Genomic DNA, 6,000 nt, shown 5'->3' on the forward strand with positions numbered 1-6,000 from the left:
TACCAGCCCCGATCATCCGGCTGTGCCGAATCTCAGTGGCTGCGGCGCTGGGCCGAGCTGATGTTAGTTTGAAGAATTTCGATCATTTTGCAACCGGTTTCAAAATTTCTTCCACCCGTACCGGTTTTCCTGCCCGCGCCGACAGGGTTGCGGCCTCGGCCATCGCCAGCGCTGCAACACCGTCCTTCAGCGTGACCGGAACTTCGGACCCACTTTCAACAGCGTCGACAAATGCGGCCCATTCCACGCGGTATGCAGGCATGTAGCGTTCCAGGAAGAAATAGGTCGGCTTGGCACCCACGACGCCGTCCGCGGTTGACTTGACGACAGTGTTTTCCAGCATGTTCTGAGCCTGTAGCAACCCCTCGGACCCCAGCAGTTCGACCCGCTGGTCATAGCCATAGGCCGCGCGCCGCGAATTCTTGATGACCGCGATGCGGCCATCCGCGTAAGTCATTGTAACTGCCGCTGTATCCACATCACCCGCGGCGCCGATTTCAGCATCCACAAGCGAAGACCCAACCGCCGAGATTGTTTCGGGAACGTCCCCCATCAGGAAGTTCGCCATGTCAAAATCATGGATCATCATGTCCCGAAACAAGCCGCCAGACACCTTTACGTAGCTGACCGGTGGTGGCGCCGGGTCAAACGATGTGATCGACAAGAGCTCTGCCTTGCCGATCTCACCCGCATCCAACCCCGCCTTCAAGGTCGCAAAATTGGGATCAAATCGCCGATTGAACCCTATCATGACCGGCTTGCCGCGTTCCGCGACGGTATTCAGACAATCCGAGGCGCGCTTCAGGTCCAAATCAACGGGCTTTTCACACAGAACGGCTTTTCCTGCGCCTGTCGCTGCTTCAATCAGGTCAGAATGCGTATCTGTTGGAGTTGCAATCAGAACCGCGCCAATTTCCGGATCCGCAATGATCTCGTCGGAACTGCGCGCCGCTGCCCCATGATCGCTGGCAAGGCTGGCCGCAGCCTCGGGCAAGGCATCGGAAACAGCAATGAGTTTGCTGCCCGGATGCGATGCAATCGCCTGCGCATGAACACGCCCTATGCGCCCGGCACCCAACAATCCGACGTTCAACATACAGATCTCCCGAATCTTGTTGTTGCGCGCAACAATGATTCTATTTGCAACCGGTTGCAATATTTTTTTCACAACCTTGGCGCTTTTACGGCCCAGGCACCAAATCACGCTGAAGAAATCGCGATATGGTCCCGGATCCCGATCCGCCAGCTGCAACTCACACGCTGAAATCCGCGCATTCGCCGTCCTACGGGAATCCCCCAATTTCGGAACATGGTGAATCAGGTTAATGTTTGGTTAAGGAACACACACTACCACTCTGTGACCCCTTAGAAGGGCTGGCATGACCCCCTCGTCCAGCCCTTCATACCTTACCCAACAACCGCGAAGAAACAGCCCGCATTGCGGCCTGACGTGTTCATCGAAATCGAATTTCGAGAATGGCGATCCCTGAAGGACTCGAACCCTCAACCTGCTGATTAGAAGTCAGCTGCTCTATCCAGTTGAGCTAAGGGACCGCTGCACCCTTCTTGCGGTTTTTACGAGCGGGGTTCAAGAGCCAAGCGCATGAATGCGCTGTTCGGATCGTCACTGTACCCAAAGATCGGTCCGCAATAGGAATAGCCCAACGCTTCGTAGAGCTTGCGGGCGGCATCATACTCTGGAAGATGCTCTGCCCCGGTTTCCAAAACCAAAGCTTCGACGCCTTCTGCGCGCGCCAGATCGGCCAGATGAGTCATTATGACACGCGCCAGTCCGCGCCCCCGTGCCTGTGCGAGGATATGCACCGACTTCACCTCGGCCGTGCCATCGGGCAACAGCTTCAAGGCGCCGCAGCCCAACGCCTGCTGATCGTCGTAAATCGCACAGAATCGAATGCCCGGTCCGGCCAATGTTTCTGCACTCATCGTATGGTTGCTTTCCGCAGGACCGGCCGATTCGCTGTGGGCGAAATGAGCTTCGACAATCGGGCGCAATACGTCCGAGGTGGGGTCGGCCTCGCGAATTTCGATCATTCAGTGAGTCCAGGGACCGCGGCGGTCAGTGGCGAAGTTTTCTCCGTAGCCGCGTGCGCGCAGGTTGGGTTTGCGCTTGTGCGGCTCGCTGACCTGCGCATCGATGCCATTGTCCCTGGCATAATCCATCGCCTCTTTCTTGGTGTCGAATTTCAGGCGTATCTGGGTTTGCGTGTCATTGGATGATGTCCAGCCCATCAGCGGATCAACCTCACGTGCCGAAGCGGGGGCGTATTCCAGAACCCATTTGCGGGTCTTGGCCATCCCTGAAGTCATCGCATTCCTTGCAGGCTGGTAAATCCGTGCGCGCATGTCGCCTCTCCGTACTCACTTGGCTGGACCTGTTTATGCGTCAGAGCGCAGCCCGGGACAAGACAACAATTGTCGCGGATTGTCGAAGCAAGCCAATGACAGAAACTGTCATCAGGGCCAACTATGATCTTCGACAAATCAGCCGAAGGATAAGCAGATGATCCATAGTGAATGCATTCTGGGCGTCGACGCGAACCCCGGGAACAACCGGGCGATGCCCTCGACCGAAGCCCATACCGTAATCGCCGGCAAACCGATGATGACGAAGGCTCTCATCGGCGAGCTTGGCGCGTTGGCCGGCAAGGTTGGTTCGGATCACAATCCGGATGCGTATCTGCCCAGTGTCGAAACTGGGAGATTTGTACCGGATCAGCCCTTGCAGTTGGACAAAATAAGAACAAATGTAAGGGCCTGATCCGGAGCCTGCCCATGCCATACGCCCATTCCGACAAGACCCAAATGACAACCGAAGATGTTCGGGCCCGCCTGAAACTGGAAGGCGGCAAACGGTTTGTCATGCATACGGAGTTCGCCCCCGCAGGAGACCAGCCAACCGCGATCAAGGAACTTGCAGGCGGCATTCTGGATGGAGAGCGCGATCAGGTTCTGTTGGGGGCGACCGGTACGGGCAAAACCTTCACCATGGCCAAAGTGATCGAGGAAACCCAGCGCCCGGCCATTATCCTCGCCCCCAACAAGACATTGGCGGCGCAGCTATATGGTGAGTTCAAAGGCTTCTTCCCGGAAAACGCGGTCGAATATTTCGTCTCCTACTACGACTACTACCAGCCAGAGGCCTATGTCGCGCGATCGGACACGTATATCGAGAAGGAATCGCAGATCAACGAACAGATCGACCGGATGCGCCACTCGGCCACGCGGGCGCTGCTGGAACGAGACGACGTGATCATCGTCGCCTCGGTCTCGTGCATCTATGGCATCGGCTCGGTCGAGACCTACGGGGCGATGACACAGGATCTGAAGGTCGGGCACGAATACGACCAGCGGCAGGTGATGGCCGATCTGGTGGCCCAGCAATACCGCCGCAACGATCAGGCATTTCAGCGCGGGTCATTCCGGGTGCGGGGCGACAGCCTTGAAATCTGGCCCGCCCACCTTGAGGACCGCGCCTGGAAATTCTCGTTCTTCGGTGAGGAACTGGAAAGCATCACCGAATTCGACCCGCTGACCGGCGAGCGCGCCGCGACGATGGAACAGGTGCGCGTCTATGCGAACTCGCACTATGTCACGCCGAAACCGACGATGCAGCAGGCCATTATCGGCATCAAGAAAGAGCTGCGCCAGCGGCTGGATCAACTGGTGGGCGAGGGCAAGCTGCTCGAGGCGCAGCGGCTGGAACAGCGCACCAATTTTGATCTGGAGATGCTCGAGGCCACCGGCGTCTGCAACGGGATCGAGAACTACTCGCGCTATCTGACCGGCCGCGCGCCGGGCGAGCCGCCCCCGACCCTGTTCGAATTCATCCCCGACAACGCCATCGTCTTCGCCGACGAAAGCCACGTCTCGGTGCCGCAGATCGGCGGCATGTATCGGGGCGACTATCGCCGCAAGTTCACGCTGGCCGAACACGGATTCCGCCTGCCGTCCTGCATGGACAACCGACCCCTCAAGTTCGAGGAATGGGACGCCATGCGCCCGCAATCCGTCTTTGTCTCGGCCACTCCGGCGAAGTGGGAGATCGAACAGACCGGCGGCGTCTTCACCGAACAGGTGATCCGCCCAACGGGCCTATTGGACCCCGAGGTCGAAATCCGCCCCGTCGAGATGCAGGTCGACGACCTGCTGGACGAGGTGCGCAAGGTCGCGGCCAATGGCTTCCGCACGCTGGTCACCACGCTGACCAAACGCATGGCCGAGGACCTGACCGAATACCTGCACGAACAGGGCATCAAGGTCCGCTACATGCATTCAGACATCGACACGCTGGAACGGATCGAGATCCTGCGCGACCTGCGGCTGGGCGCATTCGACGTGCTGGTCGGCATCAACCTGCTGCGCGAAGGGTTGGACATCCCCGAATGCGGGCTGGTCGCCATTCTGGATGCGGATAAAGAGGGCTTCCTGCGCTCGGAAACCTCGCTGATCCAGACCATCGGCCGCGCCGCGCGGAACGCCGAAGGCCGCGTGATCATGTATGCCGACAAGATCACCGGCAGCATGGAGCGCGCGCTGGAGGAAACCAACCGCCGCCGCGCCAAGCAGATTGCCTATAACGAGGAACACGGCATCACCCCCGAGACGGTGAAGAAGAATGTCGAGGACGTTCTGGCCGGTCTTTACGAAGGCGACGTCGACATGAACCGCGTCACCGCCACCATCGACAAGCCGATGCACGGCGCGAACCTTGAGGCCCATCTGGACGGGTTGCGCGAGAAGATGCGCAAAGCCGCCGAGAACCTGGAATTCGAAGAGGCCGCCAACATCCGGGATGAGATCAAACGTCTGGAAGCGGTCGATCTGGCCGTCGCCGACGACCCGATGGCGCGCCAATGGGCGGTCGAGAAAGCCTCGGAGGATGCGGTGAAATCACGTGGGCGGTCAACGGCCGGGCGGCCGGGTCAGCGGGGTGGAAATGTGAAAAGGCGGAAGCGTTAAGTTGAGTAAGCACAAGGTTTCGAGCAAACACCACTATGTCGCCAAGGCAATTCTTCGAAACTTCTGCGTTTCAGGAAAGTCACTATATTATGTATCCAAGCAATCTGACTCGAAGGTTCCCGAGCGCCGAAATATCGACAGTGTATTTCGGAGAATGCACTTCAACTCATTCGAACGCAAAGATGGCTCAAAGGATGATACGATTGAGAGATTCTTCGCTTACGAATTGGACAACTACATTCCTGATTGGGTGGGTACTTTTCAGCGAGCCCTCGACACTGGCAAGTTGACTTTTTCCACTCAGGATCTTCGGTACAGGTTCATTCAATTTTTTTATAACCATAAGAAAAGGTCCCCAGATTTCATTGACCCGCTTGTCCAAGAGGTAGCGAATGAAACTTTCACTGCTGACCTTGCACGCGAATTTGAGGCAACGTACCGCCCCTTAACCGACGACGAGAAACTACTTCTCGACGATGAAAGCTTTAGAGCGCGGGCTATTCGAAATAGTCGAGTATCGAATTTTGGACAGCAATCTGTAAAAATCCTCTCTAGGCTTGAGAAGATGAAGATAATTGTTGGCACTCCAAAGCGTGCGAATAAACAGTTCATAGTCTCCAGCAATCCTGTTGCCAGATTTGAAGATTATCCAAAGCAAGAGTTGGGTGAGTTGGGTGTAGAAGAGTGGACAACTTTTGCGCCCAATATTGCGGTTGGCTTTGTCGCGGACTCTTCGGCTCCTGACTGCGTATTGTTTGACGACGCCAACGTTAGAAACCTTAATCGAGCTTTGACTAAAAATAGCCAAGCGATTGCGTCTTCCTCGCAATTATTGCTTCAGTCGCTTGCAACCTCAGAGTGGTGAGCGAGCTTATTATTGGCTTCGACCCTTCACTGTTGGAGCCTTCCTACACGTTTGAGTAAATCTACTAGGGTCAGGACCCATTGATTTCCGCGTTGGTGCATGATTCACGGTTCGAAAAACGAGCGGTGACCATGTCTGATCTTTTCTGGCTCACG

At 56.7% G+C, this 6,000-nt stretch carries 6 protein-coding genes and 1 tRNA gene; 3 read left to right on the forward strand and 4 right to left on the reverse strand.

Translation table 11 applies throughout. From position 1 onward, the window contains the following. Positions 1 to 82 precede the first annotated feature (82 nt). The 4 genes from iolG to ACR0C6_RS14895 form a co-directional block, all read right to left on the reverse strand. Entirely contained in the window at positions 83 to 1,096 is a 1,014-nt protein-coding gene (gene iolG / locus ACR0C6_RS14880; RefSeq protein WP_480446137.1) for an inositol 2-dehydrogenase, read from the reverse strand. A gap of 381 nt (positions 1,097 to 1,477) precedes the next feature. After that, a tRNA-Arg gene (locus ACR0C6_RS14885) sits at positions 1,478 to 1,554 on the reverse strand. Positions 1,555 to 1,575: 21 nt separating this feature from the next. Then, positions 1,576 to 2,052, reverse strand: a complete 477-nt coding sequence (locus ACR0C6_RS14890; protein WP_171229094.1) for a GNAT family N-acetyltransferase — start codon at positions 2,050 to 2,052, stop codon at positions 1,576 to 1,578. Further along, a complete protein-coding gene (locus ACR0C6_RS14895; protein WP_152459136.1) occupies positions 2,053 to 2,364 on the reverse strand; it encodes an ETC complex I subunit in 312 nt (103 codons plus the stop codon). Positions 2,365 to 2,521: 157 nt separating this feature from the next. Between ACR0C6_RS14895 and ACR0C6_RS14900 the strand changes: the two genes are divergently transcribed. From ACR0C6_RS14900 to ACR0C6_RS14910, 3 genes are read left to right on the forward strand one after another with little or no spacing between them, the layout of a single operon-like run. After that, positions 2,522 to 2,779 (forward strand): hypothetical protein, encoded by a 258-nt coding sequence (locus ACR0C6_RS14900; protein WP_171725886.1) that lies wholly within the window; start codon positions 2,522 to 2,524, stop codon positions 2,777 to 2,779. Positions 2,780 to 2,793: 14 nt separating this feature from the next. Next, positions 2,794 to 4,980, forward strand: a complete 2,187-nt coding sequence (uvrB, locus tag ACR0C6_RS14905; protein WP_171364014.1) for an excinuclease ABC subunit UvrB — start codon at positions 2,794 to 2,796, stop codon at positions 4,978 to 4,980. Between the two features lies 1 nt (position 4,981). Further along, entirely contained in the window at positions 4,982 to 5,845 is an 864-nt protein-coding gene (locus ACR0C6_RS14910; protein ID WP_480619989.1) for a DUF4238 domain-containing protein, read from the forward strand. Positions 5,846 to 6,000 lie beyond the last annotated feature (155 nt).

Source organism: Ruegeria sp. AL12 (assembly GCF_056540885.1).